Annotated in this window: 16 protein-coding genes; 9 read left to right on the top strand and 7 right to left on the bottom strand. The window is 71.9% G+C overall.

Annotation, left to right across the window (positions count from 1 at the left end; translation table 11 throughout):
- Window positions 1-60 precede the first annotated feature (60 nt).
- Both BJ965_RS04970 and BJ965_RS04965 read right to left on the bottom strand, forming a co-directional pair.
- Entirely contained in the window at window positions 61-2,337 is a 2,277-nt protein-coding gene (locus BJ965_RS04970) for an ATP-binding cassette domain-containing protein (RefSeq protein ID WP_184907541.1), read from the bottom strand.
- Between the two features lie 10 nt (window positions 2,338-2,347).
- Window positions 2,348-3,973, bottom strand: a complete 1,626-nt coding sequence (locus tag BJ965_RS04965) for an ABC-F family ATP-binding cassette domain-containing protein (protein WP_184907540.1) — start codon at window positions 3,971-3,973, stop codon at window positions 2,348-2,350.
- 310 nt (window positions 3,974-4,283) lie between these two features.
- Here BJ965_RS04965 and BJ965_RS04960 point away from each other — a divergent pair, with 310 nt between their 5' ends.
- Window positions 4,284-4,928: a GOLPH3/VPS74 family protein gene (locus tag BJ965_RS04960; RefSeq protein ID WP_184907539.1), complete on the top strand. Its 645-nt coding sequence runs from the start codon at window positions 4,284-4,286 to the stop codon at window positions 4,926-4,928.
- A gap of 96 nt (window positions 4,929-5,024) precedes the next feature.
- On the opposite strand, the gene BJ965_RS04955 is transcribed toward BJ965_RS04960, so the two are convergent.
- Window positions 5,025-5,441, bottom strand: coding sequence for an SsgA family sporulation/cell division regulator (locus tag BJ965_RS04955; RefSeq protein ID WP_184907538.1), 417 nt, complete (start codon window positions 5,439-5,441; stop codon window positions 5,025-5,027).
- A gap of 305 nt (window positions 5,442-5,746) precedes the next feature.
- Between BJ965_RS04955 and BJ965_RS04950 the strand changes: the two genes are divergently transcribed.
- Both BJ965_RS04950 and BJ965_RS04945 read left to right on the top strand, forming a co-directional pair.
- A complete protein-coding gene (locus tag BJ965_RS04950; protein WP_184907537.1) occupies window positions 5,747-6,793 on the top strand; it encodes a WD40/YVTN/BNR-like repeat-containing protein in 1,047 nt (348 codons plus the stop codon).
- A gap of 70 nt (window positions 6,794-6,863) precedes the next feature.
- Window positions 6,864-7,187, top strand: coding sequence for a plasmid stabilization protein (locus BJ965_RS04945; RefSeq protein ID WP_184907536.1), 324 nt, complete (start codon window positions 6,864-6,866; stop codon window positions 7,185-7,187).
- 22 nt (window positions 7,188-7,209) lie between these two features.
- Here BJ965_RS04945 and BJ965_RS04940 read toward each other — a convergent pair whose 3' ends face one another.
- Window positions 7,210-7,503, bottom strand: a complete 294-nt coding sequence (locus BJ965_RS04940) for a YciI family protein (protein ID WP_184907535.1) — start codon at window positions 7,501-7,503, stop codon at window positions 7,210-7,212.
- A gap of 62 nt (window positions 7,504-7,565) precedes the next feature.
- Between BJ965_RS04940 and BJ965_RS04935 the strand changes: the two genes are divergently transcribed.
- Complete coding sequence (locus BJ965_RS04935; RefSeq protein WP_184907534.1) at window positions 7,566-8,258, top strand: endonuclease V; 693 nt, start codon at window positions 7,566-7,568, stop codon at window positions 8,256-8,258.
- Here BJ965_RS04935 and BJ965_RS04930 read toward each other — a convergent pair.
- Window positions 8,246-8,440 (bottom strand): hypothetical protein, encoded by a 195-nt coding sequence (locus tag BJ965_RS04930; RefSeq protein ID WP_184907533.1) that lies wholly within the window; start codon window positions 8,438-8,440, stop codon window positions 8,246-8,248. The genes BJ965_RS04935 and BJ965_RS04930 overlap by 13 nt on opposite strands.
- 180 nt (window positions 8,441-8,620) lie before the next feature.
- Here BJ965_RS04930 and mmpA point away from each other — a divergent pair, with 180 nt between their 5' ends.
- Window positions 8,621-8,767, top strand: a complete 147-nt coding sequence (gene mmpA / locus BJ965_RS04925) for a morphogenic membrane protein MmpA (RefSeq protein ID WP_170320889.1) — start codon at window positions 8,621-8,623, stop codon at window positions 8,765-8,767.
- A gap of 15 nt (window positions 8,768-8,782) precedes the next feature.
- Here the strand turns inward: mmpA and BJ965_RS04920 are convergent, their stop codons facing one another.
- Entirely contained in the window at window positions 8,783-9,961 is a 1,179-nt protein-coding gene (locus BJ965_RS04920; protein ID WP_184907532.1) for a saccharopine dehydrogenase family protein, read from the bottom strand.
- Between the two features lie 91 nt (window positions 9,962-10,052).
- Between BJ965_RS04920 and BJ965_RS04915 the strand changes: the two genes are divergently transcribed.
- The 4 genes from BJ965_RS04915 to BJ965_RS04900 all read left to right on the top strand — a co-directional run bounded on the left by BJ965_RS04915 (window position 10,053) and on the right by BJ965_RS04900 (window position 15,135).
- Complete coding sequence (locus BJ965_RS04915) at window positions 10,053-10,433, top strand: MmcQ/YjbR family DNA-binding protein (protein ID WP_184907531.1); 381 nt, start codon at window positions 10,053-10,055, stop codon at window positions 10,431-10,433.
- Between the two features lie 109 nt (window positions 10,434-10,542).
- Window positions 10,543-11,688 carry a CaiB/BaiF CoA transferase family protein gene (locus tag BJ965_RS04910; RefSeq protein WP_184907530.1) on the top strand — a complete coding sequence of 382 codons (1,146 nt, stop codon included), beginning with the start codon at window positions 10,543-10,545 and terminating at the stop codon, window positions 11,686-11,688.
- 11 nt (window positions 11,689-11,699) lie between these two features.
- Window positions 11,700-12,914, top strand: a complete 1,215-nt coding sequence (locus BJ965_RS04905; RefSeq protein WP_184907529.1) for an acetyl-CoA C-acetyltransferase — start codon at window positions 11,700-11,702, stop codon at window positions 12,912-12,914.
- Window positions 12,915-12,948: 34 nt separating this feature from the next.
- Window positions 12,949-15,135 (top strand): 3-hydroxyacyl-CoA dehydrogenase NAD-binding domain-containing protein, encoded by a 2,187-nt coding sequence (locus BJ965_RS04900; RefSeq protein WP_184907528.1) that lies wholly within the window; start codon window positions 12,949-12,951, stop codon window positions 15,133-15,135.
- Here BJ965_RS04900 and BJ965_RS04895 read toward each other — a convergent pair.
- The gene (locus tag BJ965_RS04895; RefSeq protein ID WP_184907527.1) at window positions 15,121-15,843 is read right to left on the bottom strand and encodes a MerR family transcriptional regulator; all 723 of its coding nucleotides are present in this window, start codon (window positions 15,841-15,843) and stop codon (window positions 15,121-15,123) included. The genes BJ965_RS04900 and BJ965_RS04895 overlap by 15 nt on opposite strands.
- Window positions 15,844-15,862 lie beyond the last annotated feature (19 nt).

Raw genomic sequence — 15,862 nt, 5'->3', positions numbered from 1 at the left:
GCCCAAACCACCCCATCGGTTCAATGAGCGGATCGCGCTTTGACGTCTGTACACCCCGGCTCACGGGCGGTGCCGCACCGCCCGTCGCAGGTGCTCGCCGGTGAACGACACCTGCGCCTCGAGGAGTTGTCGAGGCGTCCCCTCGAAGACGATCTCGCCGCCGGCCCGGCCGCCGTCCGGGCCGAGGTCGATCACCCAGTCGGCCCGGGCGATCACGTCGAGGTTGTGCTCGACCACGACGACCGTGTTGCCCGCGTCGACCAGTTGGTCCAGCAGGGCGACGAGGCCCTCCACGTCCGCCATGTGCAGGCCGGTCGTCGGTTCGTCGAGCACGTAGACCGCGCCCGTCCGGTGCAGTCGCGTGGCCAGCTTGATGCGCTGCCGCTCGCCGCCGGAGAGCGTGGAGAGGGGCTGGCCGAGGGTCAGGTAGGTGAGTCCGACGTCCCGCAGGGCGCGCAGCCGGCGTTGTACGCCCGGGTCGCCGAAGAAGCCGAGGGCCTGCTCGGCCGTCATCTCCAGGACGTCCGCGACGGAACTGCCCCGCACGGTCAGCCGCAGCACCTCCTCCTTGAAGCGCCGACCCTCGCAGTCGTGGCAGGTCGTCGTCACCGGGTCCATGAAGGCGAGGTCGGTGTAGATGACGCCCCGGCCCTCGCAGGTGCCGCAGGCACCACCGGAGTTGAAGCTGAACAGGCCCGCCTCGGCCCCCGTCTCGCGGGCGAAGATCTTCCGGACCGTGTCCATGATCCCCAGGTAGGTCGCCGGGGTGGAACGGCCCGAGATGCCGATCGACGACTGGTCGACGACCACGGCCTCCTCGTGCGCGGCGGTGAGCTCCCCGGCCAGGGTGCTCTTCCCCGACCCGGCGACCCCGGTCACGGCGGTGAGCACACCGGCCGGGAACCGTACGGTCACGTCCCGCAGGTTGTGCCGGTCGGCGCCCTTGACCCACAGCTCGCCGGTGGGCTCCCGCACCTCGTCCTTGACCGCCGTACGGGTGCGCAGGCAGCGGCCGGTGAGTGTGCCGGAGGAGGCCAGTTCCCGCGGTGTCCCCTCGAAGACCACCGTGCCGCCGCCGGCACCGGCGCCCGGACCCATGTCGACGACATGGTCGGCGAGGGCGATGACGTCCGGGTCGTGCTCGACGACCAGCACCGTGTTGCCCTTGTCCCGCAGCCGCAGCAGCAGGTCGCCGAGGCGGCCCACGTCCCGCGGGTGCAGACCGACGCTCGGCTCGTCGAAGATGTACGTCATCCCGGTCAGACTGGAGCCGAGGTGCCGCACCGTCTTCAGCCGCTGCCCCTCCCCGCCGCTGAGCGTGGCGGTCTCCCGGTCGAGGCTCAGATAGCCGAGGCCGATCGCCTCGATGCGCTCCAGCGCGGCCACGGCGGCCGAGGCGATCGGACCGGCCACCGGGTCGTCGATCTCCTTCAGCACGGCGATCAGGTCCGTGACCTGCATCCGGGTGCAGTCGGCGATCGACCGGCCGTTGATGCGGGTCGCGAGCGCCGCCGCGTTCAGACGGGCTCCGCGGCAGCCCGGGCAGGTGCCCTCCACCAGGAACGCACGGACCAGGTCCCGGGTCTTCTGGCTCATGGCCGACAGGTCCCGCTTCAGGTACAGCCGCTCGAAGCGGACGGCCAGCCCCTCGTAGTCGGTGGTCCAGGTGCCGCCGCTGCCGTTGACGGTGACCTTGCTGCCGGGCCGTCCGCGCATCAGGAACTCCCGCTCGGCGGCCGTGAACCGTCCCACCGGCTTGTGCGGGTCGAGATCGGCGCTGTTCGTGTACGCCTGGCCCTGCCAGGTCCCGGCGGCGAACGGCGGGAAGCGGACCGCCCCCTCCGCGAGGGAGCGGCCCGGATCCAGGATGCGGTCCCAGTCGGGCCGTACCGTCCGGCCGAGGCCGTCGCACTCGGGGCACATGCCCGACGGGTCGTTGAACGAGTAGGCCGTCGCCGGCCCGGCGCTCGGGGTGCCGTGCCGCGAGAACAGCACCCGCATCACCGAGTAGACGTCCGTCATGGTGCCGACCGTCGACCGGGAGTGGCCGCCGACCTGCCGCTGGTCGACGACGATCGCCGGGGTGAGGTCCTCCAGGCCGTCCGCGTGCGGCCGCTCGAATTTGGGCAGCCGGTTGCGGACGAACCACGGATACGTCTCGTTCAGCTGGCGCTGCGACTCCACCGCGATCGTGTCGAAGACGACGGACGACTTCCCCGACCCCGAAACGCCGGTGAACACGGTCAGCCGGCCCTTCGGGATGCGGAGGGTGACGTCCTTGAGGTTGTTCTCGCGTGCTCCGGTCAGGGTGATGGCATCGTGTGCGAAGTCGGTCATGCCACCGACGCTAGGAGTAAATCCCGACAGCCTCTGGCGTGATTTCCCTCAGTTCTCCTTCCTCCAGCAGCAGCCAGCGCGTGATGCCGATCGACTCCAGGAACGGCAGGTCGTGGGCGGCCACGATCAGCGCTCCCTCGTACGACTCCAGGGCCGTCGTGAGCTGCCGGACGCTCGCCATGTCGAGGTTGTTGGTCGGCTCGTCCAGCAGGAGCAACTGCGGTGCGGGCTCGGCCAGCATCAGAGCGGCCAGTGCGGCCCGGAAGCGTTCGCCGCCGGACAGCGTCGCCGCCTTCTGGTCGGCGCGGGCACCCCGGAACAGGAAGCGCGCCAGCCGCGCCCGGATCCGGTTGTTGGTGGCGTCCGGCGCGAACCGGGCCACGTTCTCGGCGACCGACAGCTCCCCGTCGAGGACGTCGAGCCGCTGCGGCAGGAACCGCAGCGGGACGTGCGCCACCACCTCGCCGGCCTCGGGGGCGAGCTCGCCGGTGATCGTGCGCAGCAGCGTGGTCTTGCCCGCGCCGTTGCGTCCGATCAACGCGACCCGCTCGGGCCCGCGCAGGTCGAGGCCGCCCTTCACCCGGGCGCCGTACCGGAGCCCGAGATCCTGGAGGGTGAGGACCGTACGTCCCGGCGGCACCGCCGTGTACGGCAGGTCGACGCGGATCTCGTCGTCGTCCCGTACGGCCTCCACCGCCTCGTCGAGCCGCTCCCTGGCCTCGGCGAGCTTCTCCTCGTGCATGATGCGGTGTTTGCCCGCGGACTCCTGCGCCGCGCGCTTGCGCGCCCCCATGACGATCTTCGGCTCGCGCTTCTGATCCCACATCTTCTGCCCGTACCGCTTGCGGCGGGCCAGCTTGACCTGCGCGTCGGCCAGCTCGCGCTTCTGCTTGCGGAAGTCGGACTCGGCGACGCGCACCATGCGCTCGGCCGCTTCCTGCTCGATCTCCAGCGCCTCCTCGTACGCTGAGTAGTTGCCGCCGTACCAGGTGATCTCTCCGGAGCGGAGATCGGCGATCTGGTCGACGAGCTCCAGCAGTTCACGGTCGTGACTGACGACGACCATCACGCCCGGCCAGGACTGCACGGCCGCGTACAGCCGCCGACGGGCGTACAGGTCGAGGTTGTTGGTCGGCTCGTCCAGCAGCAGCACGTCGGGCCGGCGCAACAGCAGCGCGGCCAGCCGCAGCAGAACCGACTCGCCGCCGGACACCTCGCCGATGGTGCGGTCCAACTCGACGTGCCCGAGCCCCAGTTCGCCGAGCGTGGCGAGGGCGCGCTCCTCGACGTCCCAGTCGTCGCCGACAATCTCGAAGTGCGTCTCGGAGACGTCGCCGGTTTCGATGGCGTGCAGGGCGGTCCGCTGTGCGGCGATGCCGAGGGCCTCGTCGACGCGCAGGGTGGTGTCGAGCGTGACGTTCTGCGGCAGATAGCCGACCTCGCCGGCCACGCGGACGGTGCCGTCGACGGGTGCGAGTTCACCCGCGATCAGCTTCAACAGGGTCGATTTTCCTGATCCGTTGACGCCGACCAGGCCGGTCCGGCCGGGGCCGAACGCGACGTCCAGGCCCTCGAAGACGGGGCTGCCGTCGGGCCAGGTGAACGCAAGGGACGTGACGGTGATGGAGGTGGACATGGGGCCTCACTCGCGGTTGCTCGAAGCGGTCGGGGGCAAACGCGTGTCGAGACACCTGCGACCAGGGGGTGAGGTTCCATGGGCACATCACGGACATGAGAAATGCCCTGCACCGGAGGGACGGCTCGAACGCCGAGGTCGCACGCAGCGCACACCACGGAGGGGGTGTGACGCGGTGTCTCAGGACCTCAGACGAGCAACGTCCTTCTCCAATCGGCGGCAACAGGGACGCTCTACACCGTAGGAGGGCGTCCTGAGCCTGTCAACGCATTAACGTGCGACCCGATCTTCCCGCTCCGAGGAGGCCCCCGTGTCCAACGGTCCGCTCACGCCGCCGGCCCGGCTCTGCCTGCTGGCCTGGGACGCCGGGGGACCGGCGGCCGGCGCCACCGCGCACCGGCCCGGCCCGGTGCGGGCCGCCGCCCTCGTCGAGCTGGCCCGGCGCGGCCTGCTCACCGACGAGGACGGCATCGCCACGCCGGTCGACCTGGACGCGAGCGCGGGTGACGCGGCCCTCGACGGGCTGCTCGAACTCGTCCGCGAGTCGCGCCCGCACCCCTGGCGGACGTGGGTGGCGCTGCGGGCACGGGTGACGTTCGACGCCGTGCGGGAGCAGCTGGTGGCCGAGGGTCTTCTGCGGGCGGAGAAGAGACGGGTCCTCGGCGTGTTCCCGACCGTGGAGTACGCGCTGGAGCGCGTGGCCGTCGTGGAGGCGCTGCGGGAGGAGACACGGCAGATCCTCCGAGGCATGCTGCCGGTCGCCGGGCTCTCCGAACGGGACGCGGCGGTCGCCGTCCTCGCCGCCGCGGCGGACCTCCTCGACGAGACCACCCCTGACCGGCGCATCGAGCAGCTGGCGGAACGGGCGGGCGCGTCGACGCCCGGGCTGGGAGCGATCGTGCGCGAGGTGAGCGCGGCGGTGGCAGCGGGACACGCGGTGGCGACGTCGCCCTGAGACTCCGGGCGGGGACCCGCCGGGACCCGCCGGGCGCTGACGGACACGCGCTGGGCCGCACCGAGGCCGGCGCCTTCCCGGTGCGGGCCCGTCAGCTCAGCACGCGTCCCGCATCAGCTCGGCGAGGCCGTGGTCCAGATCCAGCTGGAGATGCTCCAGCCCCACGGGCACGAGTTCGCTCGTGGCCTCCAGGAACCGGCGGATCTCGCTCGAGCGGACGTGCACCACGGCGGTGCCCTCCGGGGCGTGGAACTCCAGCACGGTGCGGTCGTAGCCGTAGGGCCGCACGCGCACGTCGCCCTGCCCCTCGGCGCTCTTCTGGCCCGCGGCGAGCAGCTCGCGGGAGAAGGTCCAGCAGACCTCGACGCCCTCCAGCGTGGCCGGTGCGGGGAAGGTCATGCAGACGGCGAAAGGGTCACGCCGGTCGTAGTGCAGCGTCGCGGGAATGCTCGGCATACGCGGCGCGGCGGCGACGAGGCGGGCCTCCACGGGCTGCTCGATGACGATGGACAACGCCTTGCTCCCTTGTGACGGCTGGACGGACACTTCCGGGCGGATGAGGCCGGGCATGGGAAGAGACGACGGAATCAGCCAATCCGTGCACACGAAATGCGAGTGACCTCCGTCACCGCGTTCATGCACCAGAGTGACGTGACTCTCCTCGTGTGTCTCCAAGGGCACGTGTGGCGCCCGCCCCACCACGCGGAGCACCCGCGAGGCCATCTGGACGGCACCCGGGCGGTGGGCTAGCTTCCCCGGCCATGAGGCGCATGGGGAGCACGCGACGGACGGGACGAACACGCAGCAGGGCGACCGCGATGGCGGCCTGCGCGGCGGCACTGGCAGCCCTGACCGCCGTACCGGCACAAGCGCACGAACCGGAGGGCCGGCTGCCGCACTGGCAACTCAAGGACACCGGCGCCCCGGAGGCACGGTTCCGGGGCCTCGCCGCCGTCAGCCGGACCACCGCATGGGTCGCCGGCACCGGTGGCACCGTGCTGCGCACCACCGACGGCGGAGCGACCTGGCGGAACGTCTCGCCCCCGGGGGCGGGGGAGTTGCAGTTCCGGGACGTCGAGGCGTTCGACGCGCGCCGGGCCGTGGTCCTGGCCATCGGCGAGGGCGAGGCCTCCCGCGTCTACCGCACCGACGACGGCGGAGCGACCTGGACGGAGTCCTTCCGCAACACCGAACCCAAGGCGTTCTACGACTGCCTCACGTTCTTCGACCACCGCCACGGTCTCGCGATGAGCGACCCGGTGGACGGGAAGTTCCGCATCCTGTCGACCGGCGACGGCGGCCGCAGCTGGAAGGTGCTGCCGGACCGGGGCATGCCGGCCGCGCAGGAGGGCGAGGCCGGATTCGCGGCGAGCGGTCAGTGCCTGGTGACGTCCGGGCCGAAGGACGTCTGGCTGGCCACCGGCGGGGCGCCACGCGCGCGTGTGCTGCACTCCGCCGACCGGGGACGTACCTGGACGGCCACCGACACGCCCCTCCCGGCGGGCGACCCGGCCCGGGGCGTCTTCGCACTGGCCTTCCGCGACCGCGCCCACGGCCTCGCCGTCGGCGGCGACTTCCGCCCCGACCAGCCCTCACCGAGCGCCGCCGCCCGTACCTCCGACGGCGGCCGCACCTGGCGCCCGGCCGGCACCGCACCGCCCGCCTACCGCTCCGGCGTCGCCTGGCTCCCGCACAGCCGCACCGCGGCCCTCGCCGTCGGGCCCACCGGCACCGACCTCACCACGGACGCCGGCCGCACCTGGCGGACCGTCGACACGGGCTCGTACGACACCGTGGACTGCACCCCGGACCACGGGTGCTGGGCCGCCGGCGAGAAGGGCCGGGTTGCCCGCTTGGAGCACTGAGAATGCGAGGTGCCCTGATCGTCGGCAGTGTGGGTACTCGTTCACTGATCGTGAAAGGAAGTGAGCGGACATGCCACGCGGTTCGAGCTCCAAGCGGGAGCGCCAGTACGAGCACATCAAGGAGAGTGCGGAGGACCGGGGCGAGAGCACCGGCCGCGCCAAGGAGATCGCCGCGCGGACGGTGAACAAGGAACGCGCCCGCTCCGGCGAGTCGAAGACCGCCAGCCGCACCTCCACCCAGGACATGTCCTCCGGCAAGCGGGGCGGTCAGCGCTCGGGGCAGGGTTCCCAGGGGCCCACCTACGACCAGCTGTACCAGGAGGCCAAGCGCAAGGGCGTCGAGGGCCGTTCCAGCATGAACAAGAGCCAGTTGCAGCGCGCGCTGGACAAGTGAGGCGGATACCTCAGCGGATACCTCAGGGGGTCTCCCGGTAGGCCTCCAGCGCGGGCGCGGTCTTCGTCGCCACGAACTCCGTGACGCGGTACGCGCACACGCCCGCGGTGACGAACGGGTCCTCCGCGATGATCTCCTCGATCCGCGTGCGGCCCCCCGCGACGGCGATGATCACCCCGCCGTCGCGGGGGTTCTTGCGTCCGGACGCGAGGAAGACCCCCTGCCGGTACTGCTCGTCGAGCCACACCACATGCTCCTCCAGCACGGCGTCGACGGCTTCCAGCGGGGCGGTGTAGGTCAGTTCCAGCACGAACATGAGCGGGAGCCTACCCCCGGGCACCCGCCCGGCCGCCGGGCAGCCCGTAGGCTCTGGACACCATGACGACCGTACCCATCCCCGAGGACTGGCCCGCCACCGAGGAACAGGCACACGCCGTCCAGGACGCACTGCGCGCTCGTGTGATCCTCGACGAACCCGGACCGCCGCCCGGCCAGGGACATGTGACGGGGGTCGATGTGGCGTACGACGACGAACGGGACGTCGTCGCGGCGGCGGCGGTCGTCCTGGACGCGTCGAGTCTCGGCGTGGTCGCGGAGGCCACCGCGGTGGGCCGGGTCTCCTTCCCCTACGTGCCGGGGCTGCTCGCCTTCCGTGAGATCCCCACGGTCCTCGCCGCCCTGGAGGCCCTGCCCTGTCCGCCCGGCCTGGTCGTCTGCGACGGCTATGGCCTCGCCCACCCCCGCCGCTTCGGCCTGGCCAGCCACCTCGGCGTCCTGACCGGTCTGCCCACGATCGGCGTCGCGAAGAACCCCTTCACCTTCTCCTACGACGACCCGGGCACCGCGCGCGGCAGCTCCTCCGCGCTGCTCGCCGGCTCCGAGGAGGTCGGCCGGGCCCTGCGCACCCGGGACGGCGTCAAGCCGGTCTTCGTCTCCGTGGGCCATCGGGTGACCCTGGACCAGGCTTGCGCGCACACCCTCGCGCTGACCCCCGCCTACCGCATCCCGGAGACGACCCGCAGGGCGGACGCGCTGTGCCGCGAGGCGCTTCGGAAGACCTACTCGGCCTGACCCTCCACCCGCCAGCGGCCCACCTCACGGTATTCCGAGTCGTAAACGGCCGACTCGTCTCCGGGGACGAGTTCGTAGTGGCGCAGATTGCCGGCCCAGTACCTGAGGATCCGGCCCAGTTCGCCCGCCGGGTCCTTCGTCAACGCCGCGTCGTCCAGGGAAACTTCCAGAAGGAATCGCATGCCTTCAAGGGTTTCATTGAACTCCTCGTTGGGACTTTCCGGGCGTTTGCCGGGGGGAGAACAGCGAAAGTCTCAAGCAGGGGGGACAGGCAGGGGCCGGGCGGGGCGAGCGAATCTGAGTACCGGGCCTGAGTACCCGTACGGATGCCCGGCGCCGGCCGGGCCGACAGGCTGGGGCGCATGACAACGCACCGCGCCCCCAAGCCTGTCGCCGCCCCGACCCAGACCGTCGAGCGGGCCGTCACCATAGGGCTGATCCTCGCCGTCCTGGCCGGGCTCGGCTGGATCGCCGGGATGATCTACACCCTCGCCGAGTGGCCGCTGTAGGCCCCCGACGGGCCCTCAGCGTGCCGAGGCGACGCGGAAGCGGATGCCCGCCGCGCGCAGCCGGTCGATCAGCGCGTTGCCCATCGCCACCGCCGTGGTGACCTGGCCCGCCGTCTCCGGAAGCTCGTCGAAGGCCAGACAGAGCGCCGACTCGGCGAACATCTTGGCCGTCTCGTCGTAGCCGGGATCGCCGCCCGAGACCTCCGTGTACACCCGCTGACCGCCGCCCTCACCCACGAAGCGCACGGAGAACCAGCTCTTCGCCCGCTTCTCGGGGCTCGGCCCGTCCCCGGGCTTGAGCCGGTCCGACAGCCAGCGCCGCGCCGGCGGCACCTGGGCCGCCGCGATCAGCGCGCCGACCGCCGCGGCCCCGCCGACCGCGACCGGCAGATGCCGGACGGCCGCGTACTGCCGGTAGCGGAAGTCGGGCCCGTACCGGTCGAGGGCCGACGCCGAGCGCCGCACGATCTGCGGGTCGATGGTCGGCATCGGCAGTGCCCACGCCCCGACCTCCTTGGCGAACCGCGGCCCGCCCAGCGGCGCCGTCGCCCGCCGGCCCACCAGCCGCGGCTCGTGCCGCCGCCGGTCCCGGGCGGCCGCCGCCATCTCCCGCTGCCGCGCGAACTGGCCCAACGCGGAGGCGAAGGTGCCGCCCGAGAACGCCGCGTCCGCGGTGACGAAGCCCTCCACGGTCAGCGGCACGTCCTCGGGCAGCTGCTGCACGGTGAAGTACACGCCCAGGTCGTGCGGGATCGAGTCGAACCCGGCGGCGTGCACCAGCCGTGCCCCGGTCTCCCGCGCGCGGGCGTCGTGCCGGACGTACATCAGGTCCACGAACTCCGGCTCGCCACAGAGGTCGAGGTAGTCGGTCCCGGAGTCCGCGCAGGCGGCGACGAGTTCCTCGCCGTACGTCACGTACGGGCCGACCGTCGTGGCCAGCACGCGCGCCTTCTCGGCGAGGTCGCGCAGCGAGGCGGGGTCGGAGACGTCCGCCCGCTCCACCCCGACCTTCGCGTCGGCGGGCAGCCGCTCCCGCAGCCGCTCCAGCTTCCCGGCGTTGCGGCCCGCGATCGCCCAGCGCAGCCCCTCGGGCGCGTGGGCGGCCAGGTACTCCGCGGTGAGCGCGCCGGCGAAACTGGTCGCTCCGAAGAGCACGATGTCGTACGGACGGTCCGTCCTGCTTTGCCTGCTCATGACACCCCTCGGTCGTGCAGCCCGTGCCGCTGTCGGTGGCCGAGGCTAGCGTGAGGAGTGCGGAGCCCGACGACGAGCCCGGAGGACCACGATGGCCGTGCCCAGGAATGCCCTGAAGAAGTGGGAGAAAGTGCGCGTGTTCGCACTGGGGCTGCCGGACGCCGTCGAGGAGTTCCCCTGGGGCGAGTCCGTCGCGAAGGTCAACAAGAAGGTGTTCGTCTTCCTCGGCGTCCAGGACGGCAGTTACCCCCTGGGGGTGACGGTGAAGCTCAAGGACGAGACGGCGCACGCGCATGCGCTGGCCTGTCCCGGCGCCGAGCCCGCCGGATACGGCCTGGGCAAGGCGGGCTGGGTGAGCGTCCCCCTGGAGCAGCAGGGCGCCCCGGCCGCCGAGGTGCTCTGCGACTGGGTGGAGGAGAGCTACCGGGTGATCGCGCCGAAGCGGCTGATAGTCGAGCTGGACGGAAGCTGACCCCGTCCGGCAGATTGCTAAGCGCTTGCTCGTTCAGGTCTTGTGCCGAGTGGAACACGTTCTTAGCATCACTGGTGTTACATCAGTTGTGTCACAGCATGGGGGCTGGATGACCACGGCAAGGACGCCAGGACACGGTCCGCTCACCGGCGTGCGCGTCGTCGAGCTGGCCGGCATCGGGCCCGGCCCGTTCGCCGCCATGCTCCTGGCCGACCTCGGGGCCGACGTCGTGCGCGTGGACCGGCCCGGTGGCCCCGGTCTCGCGATCGACCCGGCGTACGACGTCACCAACCGCAACAAGCGCTCGGTCGTCATCGACCTGAAGGCCCCGGACGGCCCGGACCGGGTGCTCGACCTCGTGGCCCGCGCCGACGTCCTGGTCGAGGGCTACCGCCCCGGCGTCGCGGAGCGCCTCGGGGTCGGCCCCGGGGACTGTCACGCCCGCAACCCGCGCCTCGTCTACGGCCGGATGACCGGCTGGGGCCAGGACGGCCCGCTCGCCCAGCGCGCCGGGCACGACATCGCCTACATCGCCCCCACCGGCGCCCTCGGCATGATCGGCCGCCCGGACGAACCGCCGCCGGTCCCCGCGAACCTGCTCGGCGACTACGCCGGCGGCTCCCTCTACCTCGTCGTCGGCGTCCTCGCCGCCCTGCACCACGCCCGCGCGACCGGCACCGGCCAGGTCGTCGACGCCGCCATCGTGGACGGCACCGCCCATCTCGCCACGATGATCCACGGCATGCTCGCCGCCGGCGGCTGGCAGGATCGCCGCGGCGCCAACCTCCTGGACGGCGGCTGCCCCTACTACGGCACCTACGAGACGGCCGACGGCCGGTACATGGCAGTCGGCGCCCTGGAGCCGCAGTTCTACGCGGAGTTCCTCGCCCTCCTCGGCGTCGAGGACCGAGCCGACGCGCGCAAGGACGTCACCCGCTGGGACGAACTGCGCGAAGAGATCGCCGTCCGCTTCAAAGCGCGGACGAGGGACGAGTGGACGGCCGTCTTCGACGGCTCCGACGCCTGCGTGGCGCCCGTGCTGTCACTGCGCGAGGCCCCGCACCACCCGCACCTGGCCGCCCGCGGCACCTTCACCGACCACGGCGGCATCACCCAGCCCGCCCCGGCCCCCCGCTTCTCCGCTACCCCGACCTCCGTCCGCACCGGTCCGGCCAGGCCGGGCGCCGACACGGCGGACGTCGCCCGGGACTGGGACGTCCCCGGGCTGCTCCCGTCGTCCCGCAACCCTCAGTGAAAGGCCTCCTCGTGAGCACCGAAGCGTACGTCTACGACGCGATCCGCACCCCGCGCGGCCGCGGCAAGGCCAACGGCGCCCTGCACGGCACCAAGCCCATCGACCTGGTCGTCGGGCTCATCCACGAGATCCGCGCCCGGTTCCCGGACCTCGACCCGGCCGCCGTCGACGACATCGTCCTCGGCGTCGTCGGGCCGGTCGGCGACCAGGGCTCCGACATCGCCCGGATCGCAGCCATCGCCGCGGGCCTGCCCGACACGGTCGCCGGTGTGCAGGAGAACCGCTTCTGTGCCTCGGGTCTGGAGGCCGTCAACCTGGCCGCCGCCAAGGTGCGTTCCGGCTGGGAGGACCTCGTTCTCGCGGGCGGTGTCGAGTCGATGTCCCGGGTGCCGATGGCCTCCGACGGCGGCGCCTGGTTCAACGACCCGATGACCAACCTGGAGGTCAACTTCGTGCCGCAGGGCATCGGCGCCGACCTCATCGCCACCATCGAGGGCTTCTCCCGGCGCGACGTCGACGAGTACGCGGCCCTCTCCCAGGAGCGGGCCGCCACCGCGATGAAGGACGGCCGCTTCGAGAGGTCCGTGGTCCCGGTCAAGGACCGCAGCGGTCTCGTCGTCCTCGACCACGACGAGTTCCCGCGCCCCGGTACCACCGCCGACTCCCTGGCCAAGCTCAAGCCGTCCTTCGCGGACATCGGCGAACTCGGCGGTTTCGACGCGGTGGCCCTCCAGCAGTACCACTGGGTGGAGAAGATCGACCACGTCCACCACGCGGGCAACTCCTCCGGCATCGTCGACGGCGCCTCACTCGTCGCGATCGGCTCCAAGGAGGTCGGCGAGCGCTACGGCCTCACGCCCCGCGCGCGGATCGTCTCCGCCGCCGTCTCCGGCTCCGAGCCGACCATCATGCTCACCGGCCCCGCCCCCGCCACCCGCAAGGCCCTCGCCAAGGCCGGACTGACCATCGACGACATCGACCTCGTCGAGATCAACGAGGCGTTCGCGGCGGTCGTGCTGCGCTTCGTGAAGGACATGGGCCTGTCCCTGGACAAGGTCAACGTCAACGGCGGCGCGATCGCGCTCGGCCATCCCCTCGGCGCGACCGGCGCGATGATCCTCGGCACCCTCGTCGACGAACTCGAGCGCCAGGACAAGCGCTACGGCCTCGCCACGCTGTGCGTCGGCGGCGGCATGGGCGTCGCCACGATCGTCGAGCGCATCTGACCCCCTCCCGACGGATCACACGGAGCACCTCCACATGAGCACTGAGTCCACCACCATCCGCTGGGAACAGGACCGCACCGGCCTCGTCACCCTCGTCATCGACGACCCGAACCAGTCCGCGAACACCATGAACCAGGCGTTCCGCGACTCCCTCGCCGCCGTCACCGACCGTCTGGAGGCCGAGAAGGACTCCATCCGGGGCGTCATCATCACCTCCGCGAAGAAGACCTTCTTCGCCGGCGGCGACCTGCGCGACCTCATCCGCGTCACGCCCGAGACGGCCCAGGAGCTGTTCGACGGCGGCATGGCCATCAAGCGGAACCTGCGCCGCATCGAGACCCTCGGCAAGCCCGTCGTCGCCGCCCTCAACGGCGCGGCCCTCGGCGGCGGCTACGAGATCGCCCTCGCCTGCCACCACCGCGTCGCGCTCGACGCGCCCGGCTCCAAGGTCGGCTGCCCCGAGGTCACCCTCGGTCTGCTCCCCGGAGGCGGCGGCGTCGTCCGCACCGTCCGCATGCTCGGCATCGCCGACGCCCTGCTGAAGGTCCTCCTCCAGGGCACCCAGTACAGCCCGCGCCGCGCCCTGGAGAACGGCCTCGTCGACGAGGTGGCCGACAGCCGGGAGGACATGCTCGCCAAGGCCCGCGCCTTCATCGACGCCAACCCCGAGTCCCAGCAGCCCTGGGACAAGCCCGGCTACCGCATCCCGGGCGGCACGCCGGCCAACCCCAAGTTCGCCGCGAACCTGCCCGCCTTCCCCGCCAGCCTGCGCAAGCAGACGAACGGCGCGCCCTACCCGGCCCCGCGCAACATCCTCGCCGCCGCCGTCGAGGGCTCCCAGGTCGACTTCGAGACCGCCCAGGTCATCGAGGCCCGCTACTTCGTGGACCTCGCGGCCGGCCAGACCTCGAAGAACATGATCCAGGCCTTCTTCTTCGACCTCCAGGCCGTCAACTCCGGCGCCAACCGCCCCCAGGGCATCGAGCCCCGCAAGGTCCGCAAGGTCGCCGTCCTCGGCGCCGGGATGATGGGCGCCGGCATCGCCTACTCCTGCGCCCGCGCCGGCATCGACGTCGTCCTGAAGGACGTCTCGCTGGAGGCGGCCCTCAAGGGCAAGGGCTACTCCGAGAAGCTGTGCGCCAAGGCCGTCTCCAAGGGCCGTACGACCCAGGAGAAGGCCGACGCGCTGCTCGCCCGCATCACCCCCACCGCCGAGGCGCAGGACCTGGCCGGCTGCGACGCCGTCATCGAGGCCGTCTTCGAGGACACGTCGCTCAAGCACAAGGTCTTCCAGGAGATCCAGCACGTCGTGGAGCCCGACGCGCTGCTCTGCTCCAACACCTCCACCCTGCCCATCACCGCCCTCGCCGAAGGCGTGGAGCGCCAGGGCGACTTCATCGGCCTGCACTTCTTCTCGCCCGTCGACAGGATGCCGCTCGTCGAGATCATCAAGGGCGAGCGCACCGGCGAGGAGGCCCTGGCCCGCGCCTTCGACCTGGTCCGTCAGATCAACAAGACCCCCATCGTCGTCAACGACTCGCGCGGCTTCTTCACCTCGCGCGTCATCGGCCACTTCATCAACGAGGGCGTCGCCATGGTCGGCGAGGGCATCGAGCCCGCCTCGGTCGAGCAGGCCGCGGCCCAGGCCGGCTACCCGGCCAAGGTGCTGTCCCTGATGGACGAACTGACGCTGACCCTGCCCCGCAAGATCCGGGCCGAGACGAAGCGCGCGGTCGAGGAGGCGGGCGGCACCTGGACGGCCCACCCGGCGGAAGCCGTCATCGACCGCATGGTCGACGAGTTCGGCCGCACCGGCCGCAGCGGAGGCGGCGGCTTCTACGACTACGGCGACGACGGCAAGCGCACCGGTCTGTGGCCCGGACTGCGCGAGCACTACACCAAGCCGGGGTATCGGATCCCGTTCCGGGACATGCAGGAGCGCATGCTGTTCTCCGAGGCGCTGGACACCGTCCGGCTGCTGGAGGAGGGCGTGCTGACGTCCGTCGCCGACGCCAACATCGGCTCCATCTTCGGCATCGGCTTCCCGGGCTGGACCGGCGGCGTGCTCCAGTACATCAACGGCTACGAAGGTGGCCTGCCCGGCTTCGTGGCACGCGCGCGTGAACTCGCCGAGCAGTACGGGGAGCGCTTCGCGCCGCCCGCGCTGCTGGTGGAGAAGGCGGAGAAGGGGGAGCGGTTCAGCGACTCAGCCCGCGGCTGACCCGCCGGAGCCCGACGGCCCGGTGAGCCACTCGCCCAGCTCTTCCTTCAGCGACCGCTGAAACGCGGTGAGGAGCGCCTGCACCACCAGAGGGTGCATGTGCGCGGACAAGGAGCGCACGTCCTGCGCGTCGCGCTCCGCCACCTCGCCGCGGAAGAGCTGGGACAGCTCCCGGGCCGCGGCGTGCGCGTGTTCGATGAGGACCTTGCGCGCCGCGAAGATCGCCTCCTGGGAGAGCGGCACGTCCAGCAGCCCGGCGCCGAGCCGGAGCAGACCGAGGTCGGCCTGGTACCCGTCGTCCGCGGGCCGGACCACGCCCATCGCGACGAGCCGCTCGACGTCCTCCTCGCCCAGCGGCCGTCCGGCCCGCCGCTCCAGCTCCGCCCGGGTGACCGTCTCGACGGTCTCCGGCGCCCAGGAGGCCACCACCGCCCGGTGGATGGCTAGGTCGTGCGCGCTCAGGTCCGGCGGCAGCTGCCGCAGGTAGCGCTCGATGCCGGCCAGCGTCATGCCCTGCTGCTGCAACTCCTCGATCAGCGCGAGCCGGGCGAGATGCTCACGCCCGTAGTGCCCCACGCGCCGCGGACCGAGCACGGGCGGCGGCAGCAGCCCCTTGGTGCCGTAGAAGCGGACCGTGCGCACCGTGACGCCGGTCCGGGCGGCCAGCTCGTCGATCGTGAGGGTCGGCTCCTCGGCGTCGGTCGTCATGTGCAGCAGTATCGCTGTC

It is taken from the genome of Streptomyces luteogriseus (assembly GCF_014205055.1).
GTDB lineage: Bacteria > Actinomycetota > Actinomycetes > Streptomycetales > Streptomycetaceae > Streptomyces > Streptomyces luteogriseus.
This window is presented reverse-complemented; position numbering and strand designations above follow the sequence as displayed.

What these genes read in the sequence shown, in the direction of transcription:
- BJ965_RS04970 (WP_184907541.1), bottom strand. Translation starts at nt 2,337, where the DNA reads ATGACCGACTTCGCACACGATGCCATCACCCTGACCGGAGCACGCGAG.
- BJ965_RS04950 (WP_184907537.1), top strand. Translation starts at nt 5,747, where the DNA reads ATGGCGGCCTGCGCGGCGGCACTGGCAGCCCTGACCGCCGTACCGGCA.
- BJ965_RS04920 (WP_184907532.1), bottom strand. Translation starts at nt 9,961, where the DNA reads ATGAGCAGGCAAAGCAGGACGGACCGTCCGTACGACATCGTGCTCTTC.
- mmpA (WP_170320889.1), top strand. Translation starts at nt 8,621, where the DNA reads ATGACAACGCACCGCGCCCCCAAGCCTGTCGCCGCCCCGACCCAGACC.
- BJ965_RS04935 (WP_184907534.1), top strand. Translation starts at nt 7,566, where the DNA reads ATGACGACCGTACCCATCCCCGAGGACTGGCCCGCCACCGAGGAACAG.
- BJ965_RS04900 (WP_184907528.1), top strand. Translation starts at nt 12,949, where the DNA reads ATGAGCACTGAGTCCACCACCATCCGCTGGGAACAGGACCGCACCGGC.
- BJ965_RS04965 (WP_184907540.1), bottom strand. Translation starts at nt 3,973, where the DNA reads ATGTCCACCTCCATCACCGTCACGTCCCTTGCGTTCACCTGGCCCGAC.
- BJ965_RS04915 (WP_184907531.1), top strand. Translation starts at nt 10,053, where the DNA reads ATGGCCGTGCCCAGGAATGCCCTGAAGAAGTGGGAGAAAGTGCGCGTG.
- BJ965_RS04945 (WP_184907536.1), top strand. Translation starts at nt 6,864, where the DNA reads ATGCCACGCGGTTCGAGCTCCAAGCGGGAGCGCCAGTACGAGCACATC.
- BJ965_RS04940 (WP_184907535.1), bottom strand. Translation starts at nt 7,503, where the DNA reads ATGTTCGTGCTGGAACTGACCTACACCGCCCCGCTGGAAGCCGTCGAC.
- BJ965_RS04930 (WP_184907533.1), bottom strand. Translation starts at nt 8,440, where the DNA reads ATGCGATTCCTTCTGGAAGTTTCCCTGGACGACGCGGCGTTGACGAAG.
- BJ965_RS04895 (WP_184907527.1), bottom strand. Translation starts at nt 15,843, where the DNA reads ATGACGACCGACGCCGAGGAGCCGACCCTCACGATCGACGAGCTGGCC.
- BJ965_RS04910 (WP_184907530.1), top strand. Translation starts at nt 10,543, where the DNA reads ATGACCACGGCAAGGACGCCAGGACACGGTCCGCTCACCGGCGTGCGC.